The sequence below is a fragment of the Pseudoalteromonas sp. HL-AS1 genome, from assembly GCF_031198785.1.
Lineage (GTDB): Bacteria > Pseudomonadota > Gammaproteobacteria > Enterobacterales > Alteromonadaceae > Pseudoalteromonas > Pseudoalteromonas distincta.
The window spans coordinates 737,512-763,497 of record NZ_CP133570.1 but is presented as its reverse complement, the minus strand read 5'-3'; the positions used below and the strand labels follow the sequence as shown (position 1 = coordinate 763,497).

Sequence of the window (25,986 nt, the reverse complement as noted above, 5' to 3'; positions counted from 1 at the left end):
ATACCAATTCGCTTAATTAAGTGATCTATTTTGAGGATGGAAAAACGTGTTGATAGCTAGGCAAAAAATTCGCTATTTAGTTGTTCTAAATGAAAATTTTTTAACGCAGGTAGCGACTCGTTTAGCCCCGCAAAATGATTAAGTATTATTGCGGATTGGTATAATATTTAACCCATTATCAAAAAGCCTATAACAGCTAATGCCGCAGCAATTAGCGTGTAAGGCAATTGTGTAACGGCATGGCTCATTAAATTACAACCAGAGCCTTGCGCTGCGAGCACCGTTGAATCTGAGTAAAAACACGCTTGGCTACCAAAAGAAGAAGCCGATAATAGCGCACCAATGACCAATGGTATGTTTGCATCAACCGCATTAGCCAGTGGCATAACAATCGGAATTGATACAGCAAAAATACCCCAGCTAGACCCAGTTGCAAACGCTAAAATAGCCATTGAAATAAATACCACTGCTGGTAAGTATGCAGCGGTCATATAAGGGCTTAAGCTGCCAATAACAAACTGAGGCAAACCAATTAAGTCGCATACATCTTTAAATATAAACGCAGCTATAACAGTACCAATAGCGGGGATCATACTTTTAAAGCCATCAAGCATGCGTTCAATCATTTCACTTACGCTCATTAATTTTTGTAGAGCATAAAACGGGAGAGTGACCGCCATTGTTGCTAATAAGCCTTTGTATACGTCTATTTCAAAGTAAACAGTAAATGCAACCAGTAAAATAATTGGCACCAAAAAGTTACGTAATTTACCTTTAGGATCAGCATCTTCAAAGTTCTCTTCTACGGCTTTTACTGCATATTCATCCGCTGTTTGAACATCATTGTATTGGGCAGGGTCGACTTGAGCTTGCTCAATTTGCGCCATTTGCTCTGCTTTTTTCATTGGACCAATCGCAGGAATAATACCCAGCACAACAAGTAAAACAACAAGCACTGCAAACCACGCATAAAACATATACGGTATGGCTTGGATATAAACCGCAATCCCTTTGCCTTCTTCAGCAATACCGTTATCTACAAGTAAGCCACCAAAAAAAACCGCCCAGGTAGATAAAGGGACAAGTACACAAATTGGTGCAGCAGTAGAGTCTACAACATAGGCAAGCATCTCACGGCTCACTTTAAATTTATCGGTAATGCGTTTCATGGTTTCACCCACGGTAAGCGCATTTAAGTAGTCATCAATAAAAATAACTACACCCAAACAAAAGGTCATAAACAAAGATGAGCGTTTACCTTTAGTGTATTTAAGGGCTAACTTGCCAAAAGCCGATGCGCCACCTGTGCGAACTAATAGCGCGATTAAAGCACCAAAGCCACCACATACAAGTATTAGCCAGCCGATGGTTTCGTCTGTCATCACTTTTAGCGATGTACTCGCAAAGTTAGTAAGTACTTGTGCAGGATCGGCGATAACTAAACCAACTAAAGCACCAATAAGTAAAGATAAAATAGGGCGGCGTAATACAACAGCCAATACAACTACCACCAACGGTGGCAGTAAACTTAACGCAGAAGGTTCAAGCATTTAAGTATTCACAAAATTAAAAGCATGTATAAAAATTAAAATAGTATTAATTCTTAAACTGCTTATACAAAAACAAAGAAGGTGATAAGTTTGTTGTTAAATCATCTTCCAAGTCACTGCTTTTGTACGCGAGGGAGGGACACATAAACAGTTATGTTAAATAGCAGCTTAAGTGAAACGCGTTGGCTTTGGCGCCAGACGGTGCAAGGAGTGCAAACCGCTATTGTTGTGCCTGTAAAAACATCGGCGCAAAAATAATCTGCTTTTTAATTTCAGTCAACAAAAAGTTACATGCAAAACAAAGTTTTTTAGAGGAGCTTACATTGAACGCTGTATTTAAAACAAATCGATTGTTGTTGCGCCATGCAAATGAGCTTGATGCAGCTATTTTACTTAAGCTAGTTAATCAAGCGAGCTTCATAGAGCATATTGGTGATAAAGCAATTTATACCCTTGATGATGCCAAGTCGTACATCAATCAGTCATTTATTGCTTCTCATGTACGCCAAGGCTTTGGGCCTTACATTATTACTTTGCATAATGCTGTAGTGGTTGGCGTTGTTGGGTTTTATAAACGCGCCGCGTTACTGCAACCTGATTTAGGTTTTGCACTTGTAAGCGGTTTTGAAAAAAAGGGTTATGTTTTTGAAGCGGCCAGCGCACTTTTGCAACATAAGCATGAATTTGGAATTACAAAACTGTGTGCAATAACATCACCAGATAATAGGGCATCGCAGAATGTGTTGTTAAAATTGGGTTTTAAAATAGAGGGCAAGGCGGTTATCAATGATGATAAAACCGCCGTGATTATATTGTCACTTAACGATTAAAGTCTTGCTTGTTCTATTTGTTTTGCAACATTTAGGTTTATATTTAGCCATGTTGCTTCAAGTGTTGAAACTAAACCGTCATAGCCATCATCATCAATAGGGACTAATTGCGAAAAATTATTAATACTTATAAGGCGTCGGCCTGTTTCAGGGTGTGTGTAATATAAACGCCAAAGCCCAGAAATATCAGCGTTACCTTGCATATCGCCATTAAAGTGGTGAATTTCGTATTCAAGCTCATAAAACGTTTGTTGATCAAGTTCAGTAATGACCGGTAAGCCTTTTATTACCATCCAGTTGGGCATAGCATTAAAAAGTGTTTGCTGGGCTGTTGCAGTAAGCATTACATCCGGCGATTCGCCCCACAGGTTGTAATTTGCAGCATGAATTTGGTTGCTATCTATTTTCATCGCAATGCCCAAATTATTTAAAGCGCCTCTAAGTACAACAGTTTGTATTCTTAGTTGCGCATCTGTATCTGCAACGTTTCGAGACGATGCACCTATAGGCTGCTCAAACTGGTAATACTGTGTCGCAGTTTGTATTGACGAACTACAACCTGCCAATAGTAATAATAAACTTGCAGTTAAAAATAACGATTTCATTATTGCTTCCTTGGTTTTGGATCTGCTGGTAATGATTTATCAAAAATTAGCATATTAGGTTGCTCGTTTAATCCGCGAGTTAGAGGCTGTAGGCCCTCACTTAAACGTTTAAACTCTTTTAATGTTTGCTGTATTTGATGATGAAGTTCAGAACCGGCTTGGTAACTGGCCATGGTTTTATCAAATTGGCGCATAGTGACTTCAAACTGCTCCATGCTTTTTGTCATCTTTTCGAAATTACGGTTAAAGTCGCCAGGCAAGTTTTGTATATCTTTTTGGCTTAGCAGCTCTCGCATTTCATTAGCAAGCGCTCGGTAATCGGTAAATGTAGCTTGCATTTGTGCCAAGCTATCTTCAACTTTTAAGTTATTTACCTTATTAAGTACGTCAGAAACTTGATCTGCTAACACAGTTATACCGCTAGAAATACTCGGAAAAACATCATACTGCACAAGTTTACCTAGGTGTGCTTCTGGCGCGTCGGGGTATATATCAAAATCTACATACACAGCACCCGTTAATAAATTACCAGGCTTTAACGAGGCGCGCATACCACTTTCAATCCAGCCCTTTAAACTGCCTTGCCAATACTCTTTTGCTGAAGCACTGTCATGATACAAGCGTCCGTATTCTACTTTTATAAGCACTGGAACCGCCGTATTATGGTTTCTAAAGTGGGCAGGTTTACCGTCAATAATTACATTGGCAGGTGTTTCAACAACAGTACCTACACGCATACCTCTGTATTCGACAGGTGCACCTGTGCGTAGTCCTCGAACTGATTGTTCAAATTCAATTAGGTAGTAATCAAAATCATAAAAGCGCTCTTCTAACGCCTCTTTATAGCTTTGGCTTAATGAAAAGCTATGCCCATCTTGTGCTATTTCACCCGGGGCCTGTTGTTCAGGTAAACCAACCGAAATACCGCCTTTTAATAGTTTACTCAAAGAGCCCGTATTAATATTGATGCCATCGGCAGATAGGTCAATTTCAATTCCTGCGTTCACCCAAAAAATAGAGTTCATGGTGATCAGATTTTGATAAGGGGCTTTAATAAATACGCCGTACTTCATTGCTTGGTTTTCCCAATCAAAAGTGGCGGTTTCTATTTGCCCTATTTTATAATTTTTGAAGAATATACCGGTGCTTACATCAAGTACTTCAGCGTTGTAACTCATTAATTTAAAACGACCACCTTTCACATCTTTGCCAATGAGGGCGGGTTCATCTTGTAACTTAAAACGCTCTTTAAGTTCTTTACTTTCACCGGGTGAAAACTCTAAATATACACCAGACAATAACGTACTCATCCCGCTAATACCTGTTTCATCAATGCGTGGTTTCACGACCCAAATTTTGGCATCGTCAGTTAGTAGCTCGTTGTAATTTTTATCTATTTGCGCGCGAGCAATTACGCTGTCTTGCGTGTCGGATAGCCTAACATGATCAATTTGGCCTATTTTTACACTGCGCACTTTTATTTCAGTCTTACCTGCAATAATACCTTCTGCTTGTGGCATTTCGATAAAAATAGTAGGGCCTTTATTAGCTTGGTATTGGTATAACATCCACATGCCCACTAACAGCGCAATTGCCGGAATGATCCAGATAGCGGAAATTTTCGGTTCTTTTGTTATTTCAGCGGTTTCGGTCATGCTTTGTTCTCTGATTTTTTGTTTTTAGGGGAATCCCACAATAAGCGTGGGTCAAAGGCATGGGCAGCCATCATTTGGCATATTACCATAACTGTAAAAAATACAATGCCTAATCCTGGCGTTACTGACATTAAATTACCCAGTTGAACTAAGGCCACTAAAATAGCAACCACGAATACATCTATCATCGACCATTTTCCAATAAACTCAGTCAGTTGATAAATTCGGGTGTAACTTTTTGTATGTTTATTGGCAGGCCTTGTAACCATAAAGCATAAAAAGCTCAATACAAATGCCTTAGCAAGCGGTACAACCACACTGGCTAAAAATATAATAGCGGCAATAGGGTAGGAGCCACTGTTCCAAAGAGTAATAACACCACCAATTAAAGTTGAAGGGGATTCATCCCCAAGACTAGTGGTATGCATAATAGGCAAAACATTAGCTGGAATATAACAAACAACAGAGGTAATTAGCCAAGCTGCTGCTTTTTGTACGCTATAAGGATTTCTTACGTGTGTTTTTGTATGGCAACGCTGGCAAATATTACCGGTACATAGTTGATGGCACACATGGCAGGCTTTAATATTTTCATCTATTGCACGTTTAGCATGCTCTGCGCCTTCGAGTACTTTTACAGGCTTTATTTGAGCCCATAAGCGTGGGCGATTTAAGTGAACAAGCGCAGCTATGTATAAAATAACAAACCCCACATAAGCCCAAAAACTCGTGCCGAAGCTAATATCAGCCAGCGACATGATTTTAACCATACTAACAAGTACGCCAATTAAAAATATTTCCGACATAATCCAAGGCTCTAACGCCAAAGTGAACTTTAGTAGTCGCCTTGCAATGCTCTCTGGTAATGCTTTTAAAAGCCCAAGATGCAAAGGAATTAAAATAACAAGCAAACCCATGGGCAGGGCAATAATGCTCAAATCAATAAATAAGCCAAGTAGCTCACTATCATAATTAAACAAAATTCGAGCCGCGTCGGGCAGTGTAATAGTTTGAGTTATACCGCTACTACTAAATGAAATAAAAGGGTAAAACATACTGCTGAGCAGCATTAATAGTGCGCTAAAGCTTAGTGCAACTATGCGACTGTCGTGATTAACATTGGCTTCGCAAAGTTTATGGTGACAATGTGGGCATATCGCCATTTGTTTTGCGATTATGCGAGGTATATCTATGATCAGATCACAACAGGGGCAGACAGTTTGCAATTTAATACCAAGCAAGAAGAATATTTCTTCAATTTTGCTATATTTAATACATTAATACAACGCGTTCTGCCATCAAGCTGCTCGTTATATAAAGGAAGCGTGTGAAATATTATTTGTACTGCATATTAATGTGGCTCTTTATTTTCTCGCAAAATGCTGTGGCTATTAATAAAGAGCGAGAAGTAATTATCGCCGCGAGCGCATCAATCCCGCCCTATGTTTTTGCAAAAACAGACTCGGGTATACACCTAGGTTTAATCAAAGCCGCGTTAAAGGCTAATGGATTTGCCAATATTAATGTGCAATATATGTCGAATAAACGCGCTGAGCATCAATTGCATAATAAAGGAGTGGATATACTTTTAAATTATGCAGGAAGAAGTAGTCCTGGTATTTACCCAAGTAAACCGGTACTTAGTTATGAAAATGTAGCCATTACACTCAAGCGAAATAAATATAATATTGATGAAATAGAAGGCATGTTTAATAAAAACGTTCTTGCTTTTCAAAATGCAACTGCATATCTGCCTTCTATATTTAAAAGTAATGTTAAACACTTTAGCTCATATCAAGAGGTTATTAATCAAAAAGCGCAAGTAGATAAGCTGTTAAAAGGTTGGGTGGATGTAATTGTGTTAGATAAGCGTATTTTTTACTATTACTACAATCAACATAAATCACCCGAAGCTGTGCAAATTTACACTTTATTTCCAAAAGCAGAGCGACCTGCTTATTTTAATAACTTCTCTTTAGCTACTGAGTTTGATATTGGTTTGGCGCTCATCAAGCAAAACGGTACTTATAAAAGAATTGTTGATGAAGGCCAAACCCATTCATTAATCAAATAACGCCACTGTTTGACGTGTAAGCGCTATTAGCTCACCGGATTGTGACCATATACAGCCATCTTCTAAACCGTAACCATCTTTTGAATGATGAGTGATTGCTTCAAAGCCAAGCCATTCGCCAGGTGATAAGTTTGGCTCTTGTACAAACTCTAAATACCACGACATGCTACTAGCTGGAGCGGGTTGTTTAAACATTTGTAATAACGTAGGTGGCCATGCATCTGTTAATGCAATTACATGCGCTTCAGTTATTTGTTCGGGCGTATGTTTAAAGCGCATCCAGCCACCTAGATGAGACGTTTCTGCGCTGCTAAATGGCATGGCACCTTGTTGAGGGCATAAATCAACATGTTGAAAAAATTCAGGCATCTGGCCTTTAATAAAAGGTAGAGTTTGGCGCTCGTCTACCGGTTTTAACCCTAAAGACTTTGAAACAGGCACATTTACAGCCGACTCTCTACTTTTAGCAAAACACGCTTGTACAATTACACACACTTGTTCATTTTGAATCGCTTTGGCGAGTACCTGTGTGCTGCTTTTACCTTGTCGTAATATTTCTACCGATAACGAAAAAGGAGTATCAGCTAGTAATGGCCCTACAAAATTTGTACTGAGTGAGAGTAGGCGACGATCATTGGATACTTTTCCTCTGATAGCTTGATACAACAGTGCGGCTGAGAGTCCACCAAAAGCAGTTCTGCCTTGGCACCAGTTTTCTGGAAATTGCATTGTGCTAGTTAATTGTTCGGTATTGTCTGAACTTCCAATTTTTGCAGCTTGGAGAAGTAATTGTTCAAAATGCATGAAGATGTCCTTTTATAGTGCGATTTAATAAATTTATAACACAACCAAACTAGTCAGACTAGTAATTAAAAACGTCTCTGGCGGTGTAAAAATCACCATTCCTTACAATTATTAGGGTTATTTTGTAAATAAATCACAAAAAATGGATTTTTTTCATTTTTACAGTTGAAATAAGTTTGGCGCATCCCTATTTACTATGTCATCGAACGTATTAACGAATATTGAAGTTGGAGAAGTTTCATGGGTAAAATTATTGGAATCGATTTAGGTACTACAAACTCTTGTGTTGCAGTACTTGATGGTGGCAAAGCACGTGTTATTGAAAACGCGGAAGGCGATCGCACAACCCCGTCTATTATTGCTTACACGCAAGACGGCGAAACATTAGTAGGTCAATCTGCTAAGCGTCAAGCGGTTACTAACCCGACAAACACATTATTTGCAATCAAGCGTTTAATTGGTCGTCGTTTTGAAGACGAAGAAGTACAACGCGATATCGGCATCATGCCGTTTAAAATCATCAAAGCTGATAACGGCGATGCATGGGTAGAAGCGGGTGGCGAAAAACGCGCTGCACCACAAATTTCTGCTGAAGTACTGAAAAAAATGAAGAAAACGGCAGAGGACTTCTTAGGTGAAGAAGTAACTGAAGCTGTAATCACAGTACCTGCATACTTTAACGATTCACAACGTCAAGCAACGAAAGATGCTGGTCGTATTGCGGGTCTTGAAGTTAAACGTATTATCAATGAGCCAACTGCTGCGGCACTTGCTTACGGTATGGATAAAAACCGTGGCGAAAACATCGTTGCAGTATATGACTTAGGTGGCGGTACTTTCGATTTATCAATCATTGAAATTGATGAAGTTGAAGGCGAGCACACTTTTGAAGTACTTGCTACAAACGGTGATACTCACTTAGGTGGTGAAGATTTCGATAACCGTGTAATCAACTACTTAGTAGCTGAATTCAAGAAAGATCAAGGTTTAGACTTAAAAACTGATCCTCTTGCAATGCAACGTGTTAAAGAAGCTGCTGAAAAAGCAAAAATTGAACTGTCATCTGCACAATCAACAGAAGTAAACCTTCCGTATGTAACTGCTGATGCATCTGGTCCTAAGCACATGAACGTGAAACTAACACGTGCTAAGCTTGAATCACTAGTTGAAGATTTAGTAACTAAATCTCTAGAGCCACTTAAACGTGCACTTGCTGATGCTGATTTATCAGTAAGCGACATCAACGATATTATTCTTGTTGGTGGCCAAACACGTATGCCTTTAGTACAAAAAACAGTTGCTGATTTCTTCGGTAAAGAACCACGTAAAGACGTAAACCCTGATGAAGCCGTTGCAGTAGGCGCAGCGATTCAAGGTGGTGTACTTGCTGGTGACGTTAAAGATGTACTATTACTAGATGTTTCTCCATTATCTCTAGGTATTGAGACAATGGGCTCAGTAATGACTGCATTAATTGAGAAAAACACGACGATTCCTACTAAGAAATCGCAAACATTCTCAACAGCTGAAGATAACCAATCTGCTGTAACAATTCACGTGTTACAAGGTGAGCGTAAACGTTCAAGCGACAATAAATCTCTAGGTCAATTTAACCTAGAAGGTATTCGCCCAGCACAACGTGGTACACCGCAAATCGAAGTAACATTCGATGTTGATGCCGATGGTATCTTACATGTATCTGCGAAAGATAAAGATACAGGTAAAGAGCAAAAAATCACAATTCAAGCATCTTCAGGCTTAAGCGATGAAGAAGTTGAAAAAATGGTTCGTGATGCAGAAGCACATGCTGAAGACGATAAAAAGTTTGAAGAACTTGTAGCTGCTCGTAACCAAGCTGATGCTCTAGTACACGGTACTCGTAAGCAAATTGAAGAAGCTGGCGATGCATTACCAAGCGAAGACAAAGAAGCGATTGAAGCGGCTGTTGTAGATTTAGAAGCTGCTATTAAGAGCGACAATAAAGAAGAGATTGAAGCTAAAACTCAAGCTCTTGCTGAAAAGTCTCAAAAACTAATGGAAATTGCACAAGCGAAAGCACAGCAAGGTTCAGCAGATGCAGGCGAGCAACAGCAATCAGCTAAGCAAGACGACGATGTTGTTGATGCAGAGTTCGAAGAAGTGAAAGACGACAAGTAATTGTTGCTAACGCTTCTCGCTAGCCAAAAACACTTAACTCAATCGAGTGTTTAGGTTAGGATGAACAATTGAGGCGCGCGAGCAATAGCTTGTCGCGCCTTTTGCATGTATTTAAGGTTTAAAAATTCAATGATAAATCGATGCGATTTATCGGTTTATCCAGCAGCTCACGCTGCAAACAGAAAAGAGTAGTGTGATAGATATGTCAAAACGCGATTATTACGAAGCCCTCGGCGTAAGCAAAGATGCGAGTGAGCGAGACATAAAAAAAGCGTATAAACGCTTAGCGATGAAATATCATCCAGATCGTACCGCAGGCGATAAAGAGCTTGAAACTAAATTTAAAGAAGTTAAAGAAGCTTACGAGATTTTAACCGATCCTCAAAAACGCCAAATGTATGACCAACATGGTCACGCGGCATTTGAGCAAGGCGGTGGCGGTGGTCATGGCGGCTTTGGTGGCGGTCATGGCGATTTTGGTGATGTATTTGGTGACGTATTTGGCGATATTTTTGGTGGCGGCGGTGGTCGACGTCAATCTCGTCAACAACGTGGTTCTGACTTACGTTACAACATGGACTTGAGCTTAGAAGAAGCTGTTCGTGGTAAAGAAGTTGAAATTAAAGTGCCAACATGGGTGGGTTGTGAGCCGTGTGATGGCAGTGGTGCTAAAGCAGGTTCAAAGCCTAAAACATGTACTACGTGTCATGGTGCTGGCCAAGTACAAATGCGCCAAGGTTTCTTTGCTGTTCAGCAAACGTGTCCAACGTGTCAGGGACAAGGTCAGATTATTTCAGACCCTTGTAACAAATGTCATGGTCAGGGCCGCGTAGAAAAAACTAAAACGCTTTCAGTTAAAATTCCAGCTGGCGTTGATACAGGAGACCGTATCCGCTTAACTGGTGAAGGTGAAGCCGGAATGCACGGCGCGCCATCTGGCGACTTGTACGTGCAAGTATCTGTTCGCGAACATGAAATATTTGTACGTGAAGCAAATAATTTATACTGTGAAGTACCAATTAGCTTTACAACAGCAGGTCTTGGTGGCGAAATTCAGGTGCCTACACTTGATGGTCGTGCAAAACTTAAAATACCTTCTGAAACGCAAACGGGCAAAATGTTCCGTATGCGTGGCAAAGGCGTTAAGTCTGTTCGAAGTGGTGCCCAAGGCGATCTAATTTGTAAGGTAGTAATCGAAACGCCAGTTAATCTTAACGAGCGTCAACGTGAACTACTGCAAGAGTTAGATGAAAGTATGGGTACAGATAGCTCGAAAAATCGTCCTAAAGAGCAAGGCTTTTTTGACGGTGTTAAAAAGTTTTTTGATGATTTAACTAAGTAAATTTAAATTATTAATAATGAAACGGCGCTTTTTAGCGTCGTTTTTTTTGCTTTAAATTTTATTTTTGTTACTGTTAAAAAAAACACGATTAAATAGTATGACCCCAGCAATCGAATTACTTAAAAAACAAAAAATCCCCTTTGAAGTACTCAGTTACGAACACGATGCAGGTAATAGTCAATATGGGCTTGAAGCTGTTGAAAAGTTAAATTTAGATAGCGCCCAAGTATATAAAACCCTCGTTCTTGAAACACACGAAAGGCAGCTAATTGTTGCTGTTACTCCTGTGTCGCAACAAGTTAACTTAAAACAGTTAGCAAAATTATGTGGTGCCAAAAAAGTAGCCATGGCTGCCCCGCAAAAAGTTCAAGCTAGCACTGGTTATATTTTAGGTGGAGTAAGTCCACTTGGGCAAAAAAAACGCTTAGCTACGTTTATTCATAGTAGTGCTTCACTTTTTGATACTATTTATGTGAGCGCCGGAAAGCGAGGTTTAGAAATCGCACTCTCCCCAACTAATTTAGCGGCGTTAACTAGCGCTAAATTTGGCGATTTATAGCCTTTATTTTTAAAATCACTCTCCATAAAGGCAATTAACTCAAGTTAAGCAATTTGCTCAATACCTTATTTGTAACTACATTGAGAGTATCTTTATACCGTTAATATTTAATACCAAACGGTATTACACATTTTGTATACGGCTGTTTGTATGAACCTTTTAGATGTAGATTATTTTGCAATACTGGTGGCTGCACTGTCTTCTTTTATGCTTGGCGGCATATGGTACTCAAAAGCACTCTTTAAAAACGCTTGGCTAGAAAGTATTGGCTTAACTGACCTTGATTTGCAATCAGCCAATCCCAAGTTGATATTTGGCGGCAGCTTCTTTTTAGTATTTATAGCGGCTTTAATGTTGTCTCTATTTTTAGGTAAAGACGCAAGTTTAGTTGAGTGTGTAGGAACAGGCTTTGTGATCGGCTTTTTTTGGATCAGTAGTTCACTAGGGTTAAGTTATATATTTGAGCAACGCCCTTTAAAGCTATTTTTGATTAACGGGAGTTACTGTATTTTACAGTTTTCGTTAATGGGGCTTATTTTAGGTATTTGGCCGTAAGGGTTGAGTTGCCATTAATGCCCGGTTTGATTCTTACCTGAGAGTAGAGTAGGTTTATATAATCGTATTTACATGATTTGGTAGCAGTATTAATGAAAATATTAGTTGTTGATGATATGCCGCTCATGCGTCATGTTTTAATTAATATGCTAAGAAAGTTGGAGTATTGCAATATCGTTGAAGCTACAGATGGGTTACAAGCTTTGGCTTTATTACGTGAGCAACATTTCGATTTGGTTATTACAGATCTTCATATGCCAAAAATGGATGGTGTTGATTTACTCACAAACATTCGAAAAGACAGAGCCCTGGCCGATATTCCTGTGTTGATGGTTACCTGTGAGGATAGTACAGATAAAGTTAAGCAAGTTATTGCGGCTAAAGTATCGGGGTTTATAATCAAACCTTTTAATATGAATGTACTATCATCTCAATTAAACCGCTTCTTTTTCAAAGATTAGGTTATATTTTTCATCATCATTAAATTATTATGAGCTCACTTTAATAATCATACCGCGTAAAAATTCTAAAACCCAGTGGTCACCTTTATCTACCTAATACCAATGAGCAATAATACCTAATCATTTTGCGAGGCTAAATGTATCGCTCCCTGCGAAAAAAAATTCTCATTTAGAACAATTAAATAGCGAATTTTTTGCCTTGCTATCAACACGTTTTTCTATCCTCAAATAGATCACTTAATTAAACGAATTGCTATAAACTGGTATCATAAAGAATAATTTTTTATTTAGTACAGCAGGACTTAATGGCAAAACCTAATAAAAAAGGCCCAACTAAAACGGTCGATATTTTTTGCTCTGCTTGTAAAGCTTCCTTATTTAAGTATCGAAAAGGAGGCAAAGGAGCATTAGTTAAGTGTTTTAAAGAGCGTATTAGTCAAGACTTTACACAAGAGCCCTGTATTTGTCCTAACTGTAGTCGGCCTTTTGCCCGAGAAGCGATTATTCGTGGTGCGCCTGCCTATAAAATAATTGGTGGCAAAGTAACTTTTAAATAATTCAGATACAGTAAAATTTCTTCATACGGACATATGGCCTTGTTAGAATTTACCATATTGATAGAATCGCTCGGTTTGCTGTTTCAATGAATGAAAAAATACCCTCCCCACGGATCGGGCCAGTTTATTGGGTTATTTAAAAATGGATAAAGGATAGTTTCGTGATAGCACTCTTATTTGACATCATAGGTATGACAGGTACTTTTTTAGTAGTTGGTTCATTTTTCTTACTGCAGCTAGGAAAAACGTCTCCATCTAGCCTAACGTATAATATGATGAATTTAACAGGGGCGATTTTGTTGTTAATTAGCCTTTGCTATAACTTTAATTTAGCGAGCTTTGTGATAGAAATATTTTGGATAGCTGCTTCATTAATTGGTTTATACAAATACCTAAAAAACAGATCAGCTTTAGCTACAAATTAATAACGTATTAATTTTGTTCTAAACCTTAAACACTGCAAGCACACCTGTTTGCGGTGTTTTTTGTTTTTAGGACTAGATTTAATTAACAAGTATAATTAAATTCATTTGTTAACAAAAAGTTTATATCCCTGCCTCATATAAGTCGTTACACTAGCGACCTTAAATTTTTAGGCTATTTCTCGGGTAGGCCATGTTTACGTTTTCTAAAAAAATAATTACAGTATGTATATTATTAGTATTAATTTTGGTTGTTACATTTTGGGTAGGCCGCGCTCACGATATTGAAAAAGCAACAGCTCAAGCGCAGCGTCAGGTTACTCAATTAAATAATTACATTGATACTGAACTCGCTCGTTTTTCGGCTATTCCCCAGCTACTTACTTATAATCAGTTAATGATTGAATTTGCAAACGGCGACCAAGCCCATTACAACGCTATAAATAACTACTTAGCTGATATACAACAAGCCAGTGGTGCATCAGATATATTTGTACTTAATGCCCAGGGCGCAGTTACGGCAAGTAGTAACTGGCAAGCCGATTACACATTTTTAGGCAGTAACTTTGCCTTTAGACCTTACTTTAAGCGTGCATTTGCAGGTGAAAAAGTGGCCTACTTTGCACTAGGTATGCGCTCAAAAGAGCGTGGTATTTATTTTTCGCAGGCTGTTTATCACGACAACAAAGCGGTTGGTGTTGTTGTATTAAAAGTGAATGTAAGCAAATTTGAAAACGACAGAGAGCTTTTAAATACATCTAAAGGTAGCCATTTTTATTTAGAGCTTAGTGATAATGTAATTGCGATGTCTGATATGCAAACATGGCGTTTAAATAGCTTCAGCGAGTTTGATATAACAAAGCGACGTAATATAAAGTTACGCCGCGCTTATTTAGATCATCAACCTGTATATATTAAGCAATTTCAATATAAGAGCCAGGGTATTTCGCATTTCAAAATTAATAAAAACCTTTATGTGAGTGCGACAAAACCACTGCGTTACTTTAGTGCACATATGAACGTACTTGTTGATATTACAAAAGTAAATTCAGCTCAATTAATACGCTTGTTTTGGGCATTTAGTATTTATGCTTTAGTTATGATTGTTGGTTATAGCTTACTTGCTCGTTTTGCGGGTTATAAAAAGCTCGTTTACTCTAGGCATAGTCTTGAGCAAAAAGTGATTGAGCGCACACAAGAGCTTGAGAAAACGCAAGTTGCATTAGTTCAATCAGCAAAACTTGCAACAATTGGGCAGTTAAGCGCAGGTATTAATCACGAAATAAACCAGCCCCTTAGCGCTATGAATACATACCTAGCAAGCGCCAAACGTTTACTCGCTAAGCAAAATTACACCGCACTTGGCGAAAGCATAACGGTGATTGAGGGGCTTGTAGGTCGCGTACACAAAATAGTGGGGCAGCTAAAACATTTTAGCAAACCATCACAAACTCAATTAAGGCCTTATCCGTTAGCTGGTTTATTAAATAACGCCTTGATGATTGCCAGCTCACAACTAAAGCAAGATAACGTACACGTAGAGCAGCCTAATTTAGATAGTGGGTTAATAGTGTGGGTTGATTCACTTAAATTTGAGCAAGTGTTGGTTAACTTAATAACTAACGCGAGCCAAGCTATGAATGGCGCAATAATACGTAAATTAAGTTTTAATGTTGAGTGCTTTGATAACCGAGTAAAACTCTCAATTTTAGATACAGGGCCTGGAATAGAGCAACATGCTTTTGGTAATATTTTCGAACCTTTTTATAGTACTAAAGAAAGTAACGGCTTAGGCCTTGGACTATCTATTTCAAAACAAATCATTGACTCGTTTAATGGCTCTTTAAGTGCGCACAATCGACTGCAAGGCGGGGCTGAGTTTATAATCAGTCTATCAAGCACGCAGGATAAAACAGATGATTGAAAACTCACCGTGTAAGCACATCATTGTAGTTGATGATGAAGCGATGATCAGAGATTCATTAAAACAATTACTTACTCTCGAAGGCTATACAGTTGAGTGCTTTAATGATGCAAGTACTGCTCTAACAAAGCTTAATCGACGTTTTATGGGCGTTGTACTGAGTGACATAAATATGCCTTCAATGGATGGGCTTACTTTACTTGAGCAAGTCACGGCATTTGATAGTGAACTGCCGGTTATATTTTTAACAGGGTACGCCGATGTAACTATTGCTGTTAAAGCAATGCAATTAGGCGCGTATGACTTATTTGAAAAACCAGTAAACGAAACATTGCTTGATTGCATAGCAAGAGCATGCGACAAGCGTAGCTTAGTGATTCAAAATCGTGCACTAAAACTTGCTGTACAAAAAACCTCAGCGCCGGGTGTACGTATACTGGGTGATACTCCTAAAATGCAAGATATGATGCATTTACTCAATACGGTTATTGATACCCCTGCTGATGTAATGATTGAAGGTGAAACTGGCACGGGTAAAGAGCTTGTAGCGCGTTACTTACACGATCAAAGTATTCGCTCAGCAAGTAATTTTGTGGCTATAAATTGCGGCGCGGTGCCTGAGCAGTTGATAGAAAGTGAGTTATTTGGTGCTGCAAGTGGTGCCTATACCGGAGCAACTCACACTCGTAAGGGAAAGTTTGAATTTGCACAAGGTGGTACAGTTTTTTTAGATGAAATAGAAAGTACCCCAATGTCGTTGCAGGTTAAATTATTACGCGTATTAGAGGAGCGAAAAGTAACTCCAGTAGGTGATAATAAAGCAATTGAATTAGATATACGCATTGTAGCTGCCACTAAAGTAGATTTACTTTCACTTGTTGAAAAAGGTGAATTTAGAGCAGATTTATATTATCGGCTAAGTTTGGTAAAAGTAGATATACCCCCACTTAGAGCTCGAAAAGCAGATATAGTATTACTGTTTAAGCACTTTAGCTCTATTGCAGCAACACGCTATCACAAGCCGCCAGCACCTCTTAATAGCGAAATACAACAGCGACTCTTAGCGTACGACTGGCCTGGTAATGTAAGGGAGCTTAGAAACCAAGCTGAGCGCGCGGTTTTATTAGGAGTAGAACTTGCTTTTAGTGTTAGCAAAACGCAGGCTAAAGGTGAGCTTTCTCCCGATTTAAGCTTATCTGAAAAAGTTGCTTTTTATGAGCAGTCATTAATAGAAGAGGCCCTAGAGCGTAACCATGGTAGTATTAAAAATACGATGGATACACTGCAAATCGCTCGTAAAACCCTTTACGATAAAATGAGTAAATACAATTTAAACCGTGATATGTTTATTGACTAAATTGTGTGGTTTATGTGACAACTTCGTTTTTGTGGTGTGTGGGAAACCGCACATTTATTCTCTTTTTTATACGCAATATCCATTAACCTTCTGAAATGTAATAGTATTTTACCATTGGCAGTAAAGTTGCCTTATTAGGTCTGACAACAAGTAGATTCTAATAATTAGGACACATAATGATAAAGTTTACACACTCTACTATTTTACTCACCTCAATAAGTAGCTTAGCTTTTTACTCGTACACGGCTTGTGCTACTGAATATGATGTTTATGGTAAAGCCGAAGTGCAAATTGCTAATACAGATACGGGTATTATGCGTTACGCAGAAGAAGGCACGCAGATTGAAGCGCCATTTTCGCGTATAGGTATTCAAGGGCAACACAAATTAAATGAATATTTAAACGTTGTTTTTAAATACGAAGTGCAAGTAAAAGGCTTTGAGCAAGATGACACCGAAGAGCCATTTAGTGCAAGGAATACTTATCTTGGTTTAAAAGGTCAATTTGGCGAGCTTGTAGTGGGAAGAAATGATACTCGCTTTAAATACTCTGAGGGCAAAGTTGATAACTTTAATGAAACCCAAGGTGACATAGCCCAAGTTATTGCAGGACAAGATAGACTTGGTGATACGCTAACATACACTTCTAATTATTGGCATAATACGCAATTTTCGTTTACTTATGCTCCAAAAGACGACAATAAAGATAACGAAGCTGGATTTGCAGCAACCTTTATTTATGGTGATCGTAGCTTAAAAAACACCTCATATTACTTATCATTAAGCCATGTTGATTCTCTCAATAATATTAATGCAAGCCGAATAGCAGCAGCCTATAAATTTGAACAATTACAGCTTGGTGCACTGTATCAGCATTCTGAATCAACAGATGGTATAAAATCAGGTAACGGTTATGTGTTAAGTGCAAGCTATACGCTTGATAAATGGGTACCTAAATTACAGTTTGCTAAAGATGACTCTTTACTTCGTCAAACTTCTGAGGCAACACAATGGACTACGGGCCTTGACTATGTATTTGATAAGCAAACAACTGCTTACCTTTTATACACCGACCTTAATTTAGAAGAACAAGACGACAGCAGTGTTGCGCTTGGTCTTAAATACAAATTTTAGAGGCCTGCCATGACAGATAATATACTCACGCAAAAACCAGATAAGAAAAGACATTTCCAATGGCTTTTTTTGATACTAGGCCCTGTAGTAATGCTAATGACATGTTTACTCGATCCACCAACGGGTATGTCTGTAGCGGCATTTAAAACCGCAGGTTTAGCATTTTGGATGGCATCGTGGTGGGTGAGCGAAGTAGTACCAATTCCAGCCACTGCTTTGCTCCCTTTGGTAATATCACCACTTGCTGATATAGCAGCAATTAAAAGCGTGGCTGCCCCGTATGCGCACCCGCTAATATTTTTATTTTTAGGTGGTTTTTTAATTTCTATTGCTATGGAGCGTTGGGGGTTACATAAACGTATTGCGCTAAGCACCATGTTATATGCGGGTAAAAGGCCAAGCTTGCAAATTTTAGCAATGATGCTGGTAACCGCATTTTTGTCGATGTGGATGTCAAATACCGCAACAGCTGTAATGATGTTGCCTATTGCGCTTTCAATTACCAATTTAGTAAAGCAATCAGACCCGAGTAATGAAGGTTTTGGTAAGGCTTTACTGTTATCAATCGCTTATGGTGCAAGTATTGGTGGTATTGCTACCTTAATCGGTACTCCGCCTAATGCTTTAATGGCTGCTTACTTGTCAGATAGTTACCAAATAGAAATTGGCTTTGCGCAATGGATGATTGTAGGCGTACCTCTGTCTTTAGGTATGCTAATTATTAGCTGGGTTTGGCTTACTAAATTTGCGTATAAAGTAGATGCTAATATTAAAAACGATCAAAAAATTGATACAAAAGCGGTGTTTTCAACGCAGTTAAAAAGCCTAGGTATAATGCAGCGCGCCGAAAAAGGCGTGTTATTTGTGTTTGTTTTAGCAGCACTGTGTTGGATATTTAGACCTTTATTAGGTGACATAACAGGTCTTAATATTTCAGATACTACTATTGCAATTGCAGCGGCATTGCTGTTGTTTGTAATGCCAGCGAATAAAGGCAAAGGTGAGCGTATCCTTGATTGGGAAAGCGCAGCTAAAGTGCCGTGGGGCGTTTTATTATTATTTGGTGGCGGGCTTACACTTGCATCTCAAATTAAGTCATCAGGGCTTGCTGAATTTATTGCTCACCTAATTGAAGGCGCTAGCACTATTCCACTTGTTATGAGTGTACTTGTTGTTGTGGCATTAATTACGTTTTTAACTGAGATCACAAGCAATACAGCAACTGCAGCTGGCTTTCTTCCTTTGTTAGGGCCCGTTGCAGAGTCTATAACAGGCTCACCATTGGTTTGGGTTATTCCTGCAGCTATAGCGTGTAGTTGTGCGTTTATGATGCCGGTAGCGACACCACCAAACGCTATTGTGTTTGGCTCAGGGCAAATTCAAATGCGCGACATGATAAGAGCCGGCTTTGTGCTAAACATTGTGGCTATTGTATTAATTACGCTGGTTACAATGACGATTGCAGCCCAAGTATTTGGTTTTTAAAGCTGTACTAAATTAGTTCCAACCAACCTATGTCAGAGTAGTTTTGTTTATACTTACAATTTTAAACAAAGCTACTCTTTATGCTTATATATATTACTTAAAAAGCTCTTTTTTAGATAATTAGTGTTATTGCTCGAAAAACAGAACAAGGTTATAGTCGTTAATAACTTTAAAAATTGAGTAACCTATTTTGAGCACTGAGACATCACAGGCAATGCCTTTAATTCCCCAGTTTGATGAATTGCAAAAAAGCTTTCTCGAAACGCCTTACTTGCCAATTGATAAACGTCTCGTTTTATTGAAAAAACTCCGTGTACGTATTGTTGAACTTGAGCAAGAGCTAGTAGATGCTGCTTCAAAAGACTTTGGTTACAGAACCGCTTTCGATACTTTACTTGGCGATATATTGCCTACAGTGCAAACACTCGCGCACATTATTAAAAAACTGCCAAAATGGGCAAAGCCAAGTAATCGCTCTGTGGGTTTAAGCTTATGGCCTTCAAAAGTAAGTGTTAATTATCAGCCCAAAGGTGTGGTTGGTATTATTGCACCGTGGAATTACCCGATTCAGTTAGCGTTAGTACCTGTGCTTACCGCCATAGCTGCCGGTAATAGAGTGATGCTTAAATTAAGCGAATTCACACCTCATACAAACGCCGTTATCGAAAAAATCTTTAAAGATGATCTGCAAGCTCATTGTAAAATAATACTAGGGGCGAGTGATGTTGCAGCACAGTTTTCATCACTGCCATTTGCTCATTTATTATTTACGGGTTCTACGAGCGTAGGTAAATTAGTAATGGCGTCAGCGAGTCGTAACTTAACGCCGGTAACGCTTGAGCTCGGTGGTAAATCGCCAGTTATTATTACGCAAAATGCCGATATTAAAAAAGCGGCACAAGCCTTACTGTTTGGCAAAATGGCCAACGCAGGGCAAATATGCGTTGCACCCGACTACGTATTTGTACCCAAAGAGCTTGAGCATCAGCTTATTCAGCAATTATGCGAGTTGTATAAAAAGCATTTTAAAGACGGTGTTGAAGGTAAAAACTTAACTTCTATCATTAGCGATGCGCATTATAAACGTTTGGCAACCTACTTAGAGCAAGCCCAAGAACTGGGTGCAAACATTATTAAGCCACTTGAGCAAAACCAGCAAGACGAAGAAAAGCACCGTATGGGGCTGCATTTAGTAACTCAAGTAACTGACGAAATGCAGCTTATGCAAGATGAGTTATTTGGTCCAATACTACCAATAATGAGTTATGAAAAGCTCGACAGCGCAATTGACTATATTAAAGCTCATCACCACCCATTAGCGCTTTATATTTTAGGCCAAGATAAGCACGCTCAAGAATACATTATGAAGCAAACAATCAGTGGCACTGTGGCAATAAACGACACCTTAGTGCAAGTAACTGCTGATGATGCTCCCTTTGGTGGTGTAGGGCATTCAGGAATGGGGCATTATCATGGTATAGAAGGGTTTTTAACGTTTAGCCATGCTAAAAATACGTTAGTATCGGGCTCGTTTAATCCTCGCATTGTTATGCTACTAAAACAAAGCAAACTTATTATTAAGCTTCTAAAGTGGCTTTACATAAAATAATAGGGTGCTGATTTGGTAAAGTTGAATAAGTGTTAACTTGCTAATCAAGATATATTAAAAAGGCTGAATTACATTATGTAATTCAGCCTTTTTTAGATTAGTTTAAAGCTACGGTCTTAAACTCTAAAATAAGACTTTAAAATAAGCGACCTTCGCCAGCATAGGTACCCACTTGTATTTTTGCATAAATGGCATCGGCTTTTTCTTTAGCTTCTTCAATTTCTTTAGGCAGCATTTTACGCTCATCAAGTTTACGGCTATGACTCGCTTGCATATTACCGTTGTACTCAGCGATAGTATTCCAAATATATGACTTTTCTAAATCTTTTGGCATACCTAGTCCTTCAAAATACATGAGGGCTAAATTAAATTGCGCTAAAGAGTAATTGTTTGCAGCTGCTTTTTCGTACCAGTTACGTGCCGCTTCATAGTCTCGTGTAACACCCACGCCATTAGCGTACATTACGCCCAAATTAAATTGAGCTGCAGGTAAATTCTTCTTAGCTGCTTTTTCAAATAAGGTAACTGCCATTTGATGATCAAGCTTTACGCCTTTACCTTCGTCGTATAAAACAGCTAACGCAAACATTGAATCCGGGTGGTTCTTTTTAACGCCTTGTTGATAAAGCGCAGCTGCTTTGCGGTAATCGCGTGTTACACCGTATCCACCTTCGTATAATTTGGCTAGTTCGTAAATTCCTGGCGCAAAACCTTTGTCTGCTAGGTATTGGAATTCTTTTAGGGCGACTGCAAATTCACCTTCGTTAGCTGCTCTTATGCCATCTTCTAATGTTGCATGAGCGAAAGGGCTGGCAAGTAAAACGCCAGCAAGAATGAGTGCTTTTAAATTAAACTGTGACATATTAATGTCTCCAATTAGTAATAGTTTCGATAGATTTTAGGGCCAGTACATTTTTTAGATTAAACATCCACTGCTATTTAGGCTCGCGCTTGAGGCGGTTTGCTCTTTGCTGCTCGGTTTTTTAATGAGCTTACTAAGTTACAAACTTCGCGCGGCGATTAAATAGCGCCTAGATAGAACAAATTTTAATCCTAAAAGGTCAACAGGCCATAGTTAAATGCTAATTTATTAAATTTTTGCACTATTTGCACATTATAAACGTTTAATACCCAATACATTTATGTAAAGACTAAATCGGTTACTATAAATAGATGCAAAAAAGGGTGTCTACTGTTATGTTTTACGCCAGCTTTAGTGTAAACGCAAGGCGGTACCTTATAAGATCGTGCGTATAAAATGTAAATAACAGCGCGGTGGACTTTCAAGGTAAGTAAATGAGTTTAAGAAGTGTAAGATACAGATTTTATAGAAAATTTAAAGATATAAAAAAAGCCCGTTAGGGCTTTTTTGAGTCATATTAACCGTCACTAATATGAGCAATGTAGCAAGTAAATGTGATATTTGGTGTTATTACTTGGGTCGAGTAAGTAATACCACGAAGCGGCACGTTCTTCTTTTAATGTGTCAGCATCCTTGCTGAATATCCTTCCATAGGCACTGAGGTCGGTACACTTTGTTTCTGATAATGATTATTAGTTAGATTAGTGCGCAAGTCAATATTTAAATGATAATTATTATCAAATAAGATTTTCATGATTATAAAATTTAAAATAAGGAAAGTGATGCTTAATAATCTTAAAGCTAAAAAAGTGATAAATGCATGCTTTGCTATCAGCATGGTATTTTTGTGTAGCTGTTCAGCCTCATTCACTTATAACAACTTGAGCTGGCTTTCGTCATTTTGGGTAGATGATTATATTGATTTAAATAAAACACAAAATAAGCAGCTCAAACAGATTATTAACACGACCCAAGCGTGGCATAGAAGTACGCAGTTACCCGCCTACAGACAAGACATACAAAATATAAAAGTATTGTTTAACCAAACATTGGAGGCTAAACAATTAAAAACACAGGTTGTGCTTGCAAAACAACATTGGCAGAACCTACTTGAATACGCGCACATGCCTATAGCTGAGCTTGGGGCAACCTTATCAAGTGAGCAAAGAGAAGAACTTTTAAACAATATTCAAATAAAAATTAACGACGAACGTGAAGAGTTTAACGAACAAACCCCGCTTGAGCGAAAAAGTGAGCGTTTGGAAGAGCAATTTGAATACTACGAGCAGTGGATAGGCAAACTTAATAAACAACAAAAAGCGCTGATTAAATCAACTAATGAGCAACATCAAGACTCAGGAGCGCTGTGGTTAGAGTACAAGCAAACCCGTTTGAATGCGGCCAAACAGGTATTTACAAATGCTGAAATTACAAAAAAAGAATTTATAAATCAGTTGAGTACAGTTATTAAAGAGCGCGAACTATATATGAGCGACGCACTATTGAAAACCAATGAAGCAAACTTAGATTTATATATAAATTTACTCTACGAATTAAACTCAACCTTAAATGATAAACAACGCCAAAGCGTTAATGATCAATTTGATGAGTTAATTGAGACCTTAAACGATATAATAGAAAACTAAATTGTGCGTGAATTATTAAGTTTTAAATTAGCTGTTTAGGCTGATTTGTTTTTAAACGCAAAAATGCTTTTTAAAGGGCAATATATGGTTACAGATTTGAAAAGTATCTTAAACACTTGGTATCCCAACAGGGACAACCAAGAATGGGTTTTAGCTACTTTGTACAAAATTGAAGGCTCTAGCTACAGAAAGCTAGGTGCTATGATGCTTATTTCGAGCCTAGGCGAGCGCTTAGGGATGCTTTCGGGTGGCTGTTTAGAAGCTGACATACAGCGCCATGCTAAACAAGTAATGAGTACTTTAAGCAGTAAAACCATTAGTTATGATGCCACCGATGAAGACGATTTAACATTTCAACTTGGCATTGGTTGTGGAGGTATAGTACATATTTTACTGCAGCCTATTCATAAGGCTAATGACTATTTACAGTTAGAGCTTGTATCTAAAGCACTTAATGAGAATAAACCAGGGCGATATCTTCAACAAGTAAGCCCCATTTTGCCAGCCGGTAGTGGTGTATTTACGCAAAATGATGAGTTGCATGGTTTATCAATGAACCGCAAAGCGCAATTGGTAGAATTACAAGGCGCTACGTGCTTGCAAACCTCTATTTATCCACCGCCTCACCTATTAATAGTAGGTGGTGGCGCAGATGCAGTTCCGGTTTATACATTTGCCAAACAACTTGGTTGGAGTGTAACTGTATGGGATACACGCGCGGCTAATGCAAAAAGACAATATTTTAAAAATGCAGATGCTATTTTGCGCATCACACCGAGTGAGTTAAAAGAATATTGCATAACCCATAAAGTTGATGCGGCTATTTTAATGGCTCACAGCGTTGAACTTGACGCCAGTACATTGGCTCAATTTAAAGATGTTCCGTTTAAATATATAGGGCTATTGGGTCCTAAGCACAGACGTAAACAAGTTTTAGAGCACGCAAATACGCATGTTTCACAAATTAAGTCTCCTGTTTTTGGGCCTGTCGGTTTAAATTTAGGCGGCGACTCGCCAGAGAGTATTGCACTATCGCTGATCAGCGAAATACATGCAGTGCTGTGTGATAAAGATGCCCAATCACTAAGTCATTGGGGGCAAGAGCCGTGCTAATTGCAAAAGTTGTTTTAGCCGCAGGGCAATCATCTCGCTTTAACGGCTGTAAATTAACAGCTGATATTGGCTTTGGCAAAACAATGATTGAGCATGCTGTAAATACACTGCAAGCACTTGATGACACGCCGGTGTATGTAGTTACCGGGGCATGGCATAAAGAAGTAGCGCAAGTACTGGCAGGCTATAAAAACATAGAGCTGATTGAGAACAAGCAATGGAGCCAAGGTTTAGGTCATTCAATCGCGACAGCTTCTCAAACTGTGTTTAAAAATAAGTCCTTTGATGGGATTTTATTTATGCTTGCGGATCAGGTTGAGCTAAAAGTAGCGCACTTAAGTGAGCTAGTTACTGGTTTTAAACGTAACCCATCGCGCTGGTGCGCAAACTATGGCGAGCGTTTAGGTGTACCCGCTATATTCCCAGCGGTTGATTTATCTCAGCTTGCAAGCTTAACTTCAGATAGAGGTGCGCAGCAATTACTGCGCTCCAGCAGTGAGGTCGTCAATACAATTAGTTTAAGTAGTGCGAGTGTAGACATAGATACTCAAAAGCAGCTAAGTAATTTTATAGCTAAAAATGAGTGATAAAGTAGTAATAGGGCAAAATAAGTTTTAGCTGCGCTAACGCTTTAGTGCAGTGGTTATGGTATTTAGCTGTTAATGTAGCTGATGCGGTAACTATATGTGTTATGGATTAGTAGTTACAACAATCTTAACTGTTATAACCTGCGTTTAAATTAAACAATTTAAACGCAGGTTATAAAGCTTAATCAAGGGGCAAGCTATGGTGACGTTTACAATTAATGGCAAGGTGGTTGAATCACACGCAAGTGAAGATACACCATTGTTATGGGTTATTCGCGATGAAATTGGATTAAAAGGTACGAAGTTTGGTTGCGGTATTGCAATGTGTGGTGCGTGTACGGTGCATTTAGATGGGCAAGCAACTCGCTCATGTGTTTTACCAATTGGCGCAATTGCAGGAAAAAACATTACCACAATTGAAGGACTTAATAACGAACATCCACTTCAAAAAGCATGGGTTGAAGAGCAAGTACCACAGTGCGGTTACTGTCAGTCGGGGCAAATAATGCAAGCTGCTACATTACTGGCAGCTAATCCAAGTCCTTCAGATGAAGAAATAGTAAGCCATATGAATGGTAACTACTGTCGCTGTATGGCTTATAAACGTATTAAAACTGCTATTCAACGCGCTGCAGATGAGTCACAAAGTGTAGTAAATATATTTGATCCAAATGCACAAGACGCTTAACTGGAGCCGAT

General features: G+C 38.7%; 24 protein-coding genes. 18 read left to right on the top strand and 6 right to left on the bottom strand.

Going from position 1 to position 25,986, the window contains the following annotated elements; genetic code table 11:
- Window positions 1-167 precede the first annotated feature (167 nt).
- Window positions 168-1,550 (bottom strand): Na+/H+ antiporter NhaC family protein, encoded by a 1,383-nt coding sequence (locus RB214_RS20285; protein WP_309169240.1) that lies wholly within the window; start codon window positions 1,548-1,550, stop codon window positions 168-170.
- Between the two features lie 323 nt (window positions 1,551-1,873).
- On the opposite strand from RB214_RS20285, the gene RB214_RS20280 reads away from it, so the two are divergent.
- Window positions 1,874-2,380, top strand: a complete 507-nt coding sequence (locus tag RB214_RS20280; RefSeq protein ID WP_138490392.1) for a GNAT family N-acetyltransferase — start codon at window positions 1,874-1,876, stop codon at window positions 2,378-2,380.
- Here the strand turns inward: RB214_RS20280 and RB214_RS20275 are convergent.
- From RB214_RS20275 to RB214_RS20265, 3 genes are read right to left on the bottom strand one after another with little or no spacing between them, the layout of a single operon-like run.
- Window positions 2,377-2,985 carry a PqiC family protein gene (locus tag RB214_RS20275; protein WP_024595769.1) on the bottom strand — a complete coding sequence of 203 codons (609 nt, stop codon included), beginning with the start codon at window positions 2,983-2,985 and terminating at the stop codon, window positions 2,377-2,379. The genes RB214_RS20280 and RB214_RS20275 overlap by 4 nt on opposite strands.
- Window positions 2,985-4,640 carry an intermembrane transport protein PqiB gene (gene pqiB / locus RB214_RS20270; protein WP_309169239.1) on the bottom strand — a complete coding sequence of 552 codons (1,656 nt, stop codon included), beginning with the start codon at window positions 4,638-4,640 and terminating at the stop codon, window positions 2,985-2,987. Before pqiB ends, RB214_RS20275 begins: the two co-directional genes overlap by 1 nt.
- A complete protein-coding gene (locus RB214_RS20265) occupies window positions 4,637-5,803 on the bottom strand; it encodes a paraquat-inducible protein A (protein ID WP_259396303.1) in 1,167 nt (388 codons plus the stop codon). The genes pqiB and RB214_RS20265 overlap by 4 nt, the downstream gene beginning before the upstream one ends.
- Window positions 5,804-5,994: 191 nt before the next feature.
- On the opposite strand from RB214_RS20265, the gene RB214_RS20260 reads away from it, so the two are divergent.
- Entirely contained in the window at window positions 5,995-6,714 is a 720-nt protein-coding gene (locus RB214_RS20260) for a transporter substrate-binding domain-containing protein (protein ID WP_309169238.1), read from the top strand.
- Here RB214_RS20260 and RB214_RS20255 read toward each other — a convergent pair.
- Entirely contained in the window at window positions 6,703-7,518 is an 816-nt protein-coding gene (locus RB214_RS20255; RefSeq protein WP_294122628.1) for a thioesterase family protein, read from the bottom strand. The two genes, RB214_RS20260 and RB214_RS20255, sit on opposite strands and share 12 nt — an antisense overlap.
- Before the next feature lie 240 nt (window positions 7,519-7,758).
- On the opposite strand from RB214_RS20255, the gene dnaK reads away from it, so the two are divergent.
- The 12 genes from dnaK to RB214_RS20195 all read left to right on the top strand — a co-directional run bounded on the left by dnaK (window position 7,759) and on the right by RB214_RS20195 (window position 21,079).
- Window positions 7,759-9,675, top strand: coding sequence for a molecular chaperone DnaK (gene dnaK, locus RB214_RS20250; RefSeq protein ID WP_002959064.1), 1,917 nt, complete (start codon window positions 7,759-7,761; stop codon window positions 9,673-9,675).
- Between the two features lie 202 nt (window positions 9,676-9,877).
- Entirely contained in the window at window positions 9,878-11,017 is a 1,140-nt protein-coding gene (gene dnaJ, locus RB214_RS20245) for a molecular chaperone DnaJ (protein WP_002959065.1), read from the top strand.
- 97 nt (window positions 11,018-11,114) lie between these two features.
- Window positions 11,115-11,576, top strand: coding sequence for a Cys-tRNA(Pro) deacylase (gene ybaK, locus RB214_RS20240; protein ID WP_024595562.1), 462 nt, complete (start codon window positions 11,115-11,117; stop codon window positions 11,574-11,576).
- 150 nt (window positions 11,577-11,726) lie between these two features.
- Window positions 11,727-12,131 (top strand): DUF1761 domain-containing protein, encoded by a 405-nt coding sequence (locus RB214_RS20235; protein ID WP_024595561.1) that lies wholly within the window; start codon window positions 11,727-11,729, stop codon window positions 12,129-12,131.
- Window positions 12,132-12,223: 92 nt separating this feature from the next.
- On the top strand, window positions 12,224-12,592 hold the full coding sequence (locus tag RB214_RS20230) for a response regulator (RefSeq protein WP_182712324.1): 369 nt from the start codon (window positions 12,224-12,226) through the stop codon (window positions 12,590-12,592).
- A gap of 305 nt (window positions 12,593-12,897) precedes the next feature.
- Window positions 12,898-13,149 carry a hypothetical protein gene (locus tag RB214_RS20225; protein ID WP_024595559.1) on the top strand — a complete coding sequence of 84 codons (252 nt, stop codon included), beginning with the start codon at window positions 12,898-12,900 and terminating at the stop codon, window positions 13,147-13,149.
- 161 nt (window positions 13,150-13,310) lie between these two features.
- On the top strand, window positions 13,311-13,574 hold the full coding sequence (locus RB214_RS20220; protein WP_024595558.1) for a hypothetical protein: 264 nt from the start codon (window positions 13,311-13,313) through the stop codon (window positions 13,572-13,574).
- Between the two features lie 190 nt (window positions 13,575-13,764).
- Window positions 13,765-15,495 (top strand): ATP-binding protein, encoded by a 1,731-nt coding sequence (locus tag RB214_RS20215; RefSeq protein ID WP_039488491.1) that lies wholly within the window; start codon window positions 13,765-13,767, stop codon window positions 15,493-15,495.
- Window positions 15,488-16,852: a sigma-54 dependent transcriptional regulator gene (locus RB214_RS20210; RefSeq protein ID WP_294122600.1), complete on the top strand. Its 1,365-nt coding sequence runs from the start codon at window positions 15,488-15,490 to the stop codon at window positions 16,850-16,852. Before RB214_RS20215 ends, RB214_RS20210 begins: the two co-directional genes overlap by 8 nt.
- Window positions 16,853-17,028: 176 nt before the next feature.
- The gene (locus RB214_RS20205) at window positions 17,029-17,985 is read left to right on the top strand and encodes a porin (RefSeq protein WP_002959079.1); all 957 of its coding nucleotides are present in this window, start codon (window positions 17,029-17,031) and stop codon (window positions 17,983-17,985) included.
- 9 nt (window positions 17,986-17,994) lie between these two features.
- A complete protein-coding gene (locus RB214_RS20200; RefSeq protein ID WP_294122595.1) occupies window positions 17,995-19,470 on the top strand; it encodes an SLC13 family permease in 1,476 nt (491 codons plus the stop codon).
- A 214-nt stretch (window positions 19,471-19,684) separates the two neighbouring features.
- Entirely contained in the window at window positions 19,685-21,079 is a 1,395-nt protein-coding gene (locus RB214_RS20195; protein WP_375144353.1) for a coniferyl aldehyde dehydrogenase, read from the top strand.
- Between the two features lie 136 nt (window positions 21,080-21,215).
- On the opposite strand, the gene RB214_RS20190 is transcribed toward RB214_RS20195, so the two are convergent.
- Window positions 21,216-21,941 carry a tetratricopeptide repeat protein gene (locus RB214_RS20190; protein WP_294122589.1) on the bottom strand — a complete coding sequence of 242 codons (726 nt, stop codon included), beginning with the start codon at window positions 21,939-21,941 and terminating at the stop codon, window positions 21,216-21,218.
- A 782-nt stretch (window positions 21,942-22,723) separates the two neighbouring features.
- On the opposite strand from RB214_RS20190, the gene RB214_RS20185 reads away from it, so the two are divergent.
- The 4 genes from RB214_RS20185 (at window position 22,724) to RB214_RS20170 (ending at window position 25,975) form a co-directional block, all read left to right on the top strand.
- Complete coding sequence (locus tag RB214_RS20185; protein WP_294122587.1) at window positions 22,724-23,587, top strand: DUF6279 family lipoprotein; 864 nt, start codon at window positions 22,724-22,726, stop codon at window positions 23,585-23,587.
- Window positions 23,588-23,671: 84 nt separating this feature from the next.
- Complete coding sequence (locus RB214_RS20180; RefSeq protein WP_138490401.1) at window positions 23,672-24,700, top strand: XdhC family protein; 1,029 nt, start codon at window positions 23,672-23,674, stop codon at window positions 24,698-24,700.
- On the top strand, window positions 24,694-25,287 hold the full coding sequence (locus tag RB214_RS20175; RefSeq protein WP_294122583.1) for a nucleotidyltransferase family protein: 594 nt from the start codon (window positions 24,694-24,696) through the stop codon (window positions 25,285-25,287). The genes RB214_RS20180 and RB214_RS20175 overlap by 7 nt, the downstream gene beginning before the upstream one ends.
- A gap of 199 nt (window positions 25,288-25,486) precedes the next feature.
- Window positions 25,487-25,975 carry a (2Fe-2S)-binding protein gene (locus tag RB214_RS20170; RefSeq protein WP_007582016.1) on the top strand — a complete coding sequence of 163 codons (489 nt, stop codon included), beginning with the start codon at window positions 25,487-25,489 and terminating at the stop codon, window positions 25,973-25,975.
- Window positions 25,976-25,986 lie beyond the last annotated feature (11 nt).

What these genes read in the sequence shown, in the direction of transcription:
- RB214_RS20285 (WP_309169240.1), bottom strand. Translation starts at nt 1,550, where the DNA reads ATGCTTGAACCTTCTGCGTTAAGTTTACTGCCACCGTTGGTGGTAGTT.
- RB214_RS20275 (WP_024595769.1), bottom strand. Translation starts at nt 2,985, where the DNA reads ATGAAATCGTTATTTTTAACTGCAAGTTTATTATTACTATTGGCAGGT.
- pqiB (WP_309169239.1), bottom strand. Translation starts at nt 4,640, where the DNA reads ATGACCGAAACCGCTGAAATAACAAAAGAACCGAAAATTTCCGCTATC.
- RB214_RS20265 (WP_259396303.1), bottom strand. Translation starts at nt 5,803, where the DNA reads ATGGCGATATGCCCACATTGTCACCATAAACTTTGCGAAGCCAATGTT.
- RB214_RS20260 (WP_309169238.1), top strand. Translation starts at nt 5,995, where the DNA reads ATGTGGCTCTTTATTTTCTCGCAAAATGCTGTGGCTATTAATAAAGAG.
- RB214_RS20255 (WP_294122628.1), bottom strand. Translation starts at nt 7,518, where the DNA reads ATGCATTTTGAACAATTACTTCTCCAAGCTGCAAAAATTGGAAGTTCA.
- dnaK (WP_002959064.1), top strand. Translation starts at nt 7,759, where the DNA reads ATGGGTAAAATTATTGGAATCGATTTAGGTACTACAAACTCTTGTGTT.
- dnaJ (WP_002959065.1), top strand. Translation starts at nt 9,878, where the DNA reads ATGTCAAAACGCGATTATTACGAAGCCCTCGGCGTAAGCAAAGATGCG.
- ybaK (WP_024595562.1), top strand. Translation starts at nt 11,115, where the DNA reads ATGACCCCAGCAATCGAATTACTTAAAAAACAAAAAATCCCCTTTGAA.
- RB214_RS20235 (WP_024595561.1), top strand. Translation starts at nt 11,727, where the DNA reads ATGAACCTTTTAGATGTAGATTATTTTGCAATACTGGTGGCTGCACTG.
- RB214_RS20230 (WP_182712324.1), top strand. Translation starts at nt 12,224, where the DNA reads ATGAAAATATTAGTTGTTGATGATATGCCGCTCATGCGTCATGTTTTA.
- RB214_RS20225 (WP_024595559.1), top strand. Translation starts at nt 12,898, where the DNA reads ATGGCAAAACCTAATAAAAAAGGCCCAACTAAAACGGTCGATATTTTT.
- RB214_RS20215 (WP_039488491.1), top strand. Translation starts at nt 13,765, where the DNA reads ATGTTTACGTTTTCTAAAAAAATAATTACAGTATGTATATTATTAGTA.
- RB214_RS20210 (WP_294122600.1), top strand. Translation starts at nt 15,488, where the DNA reads ATGATTGAAAACTCACCGTGTAAGCACATCATTGTAGTTGATGATGAA.
- RB214_RS20205 (WP_002959079.1), top strand. Translation starts at nt 17,029, where the DNA reads ATGATAAAGTTTACACACTCTACTATTTTACTCACCTCAATAAGTAGC.
- RB214_RS20200 (WP_294122595.1), top strand. Translation starts at nt 17,995, where the DNA reads ATGACAGATAATATACTCACGCAAAAACCAGATAAGAAAAGACATTTC.
- RB214_RS20195 (WP_375144353.1), top strand. Translation starts at nt 19,685, where the DNA reads ATGCCTTTAATTCCCCAGTTTGATGAATTGCAAAAAAGCTTTCTCGAA.
- RB214_RS20190 (WP_294122589.1), bottom strand. Translation starts at nt 21,941, where the DNA reads ATGTCACAGTTTAATTTAAAAGCACTCATTCTTGCTGGCGTTTTACTT.
- RB214_RS20185 (WP_294122587.1), top strand. Translation starts at nt 22,724, where the DNA reads ATGCTTAATAATCTTAAAGCTAAAAAAGTGATAAATGCATGCTTTGCT.
- RB214_RS20180 (WP_138490401.1), top strand. Translation starts at nt 23,672, where the DNA reads ATGGTTACAGATTTGAAAAGTATCTTAAACACTTGGTATCCCAACAGG.
- RB214_RS20170 (WP_007582016.1), top strand. Translation starts at nt 25,487, where the DNA reads ATGGTGACGTTTACAATTAATGGCAAGGTGGTTGAATCACACGCAAGT.